The sequence below is a fragment of the Cupriavidus consociatus genome (genome assembly GCF_017814975.1).
Taxonomy (GTDB): domain Bacteria; phylum Pseudomonadota; class Gammaproteobacteria; order Burkholderiales; family Burkholderiaceae; genus Cupriavidus; species Cupriavidus consociatus.
Genome location: NZ_JAGIQA010000144.1, coordinates 1 through 872, shown reverse-complemented (window position 1 = coordinate 872; position 872 = coordinate 1). Strand labels below are relative to the sequence as shown.

The following is an 872-nucleotide window of genomic DNA, read 5'->3' as shown; positions in this document are numbered from 1 at the left end:
GTAAAACACCTCGATTTGCTCGACGTGCCGTGCGAGCCAGGCCTTTACCGGCTTGCTGTGATGCACCCTCAGGTTATCGAGAATCAGGAACACCTTCTTGCCCGCGTCCTTGACCAGACGGCGGAGAAAGTCGATCAAGATATCGGCGTTGAGCGCCCCATCGAAGATCTTCCAGCGCATCTTGCCGCGATTGGTGACCGTGGAAATGATCGACAGCCCCTCGCACTTGCTGTTGATGCGTACCACCGGCGTATGCCCGATTGGCAGCGAAGCTGCGCCCGCGCACGCCGTCAGATCGAAGTCCGGTCTCATCGCCCCAGTGGATTTCTGCATCTTCAGCCTTGGCACGTTGCGCAATCTCCCGATAGTCCTCGTCCAGCCACCTCCTGAGCGCGGCCGGGGACTGCTCGTAAGCGCGGCGAATCGGTTTCTGGGGAGTGAAGCCCCAGCGCGACAAGTAGAGCATGGTGCGAACCGGCAGCCGGATACCGAAGCGGTGCTCGATCAACTCAGCAACCGCGCGACGGGTCCACAGTGCGTAAGCCATCTTCAATTGATCCGGCGTCCTGTCGCAAATCAGCTTGCGGACTTCGCGCTCTTGCTCGGCGTTCAACAAGCGCCCCTCGCCAAGCCGACGCCCACCGATGGCATCTTGCAGCGCCGTCGCGCCGCCATCGGCATGGCGCAGGCAGATGCCAAACACGCCCGTGCGGCTCAGTCCCGTTTGCGCCGCAATCTCGTCATACGTGTAACCCACAGCGCGCAGCCGAATCACCTGCACACGCCTCTCATGCCGCGCCTCGCGCGACTGCGATCTCGTTTCGGCGATATGTGGGCAATACGTGATTTTTCAAGAACACAATTACCGACTC

Annotated in this window: 1 pseudogene; it reads right to left on the bottom strand. The window is 60.8% G+C overall.

Annotated features, from left to right (window positions below):
* Nucleotides 1-829: pseudogene (locus J8I82_RS37810) on the bottom strand (IS630 family transposase); the annotation flags it as partial.
* Between the last annotated feature and the right edge of the window lie 43 nt (nt 830-872).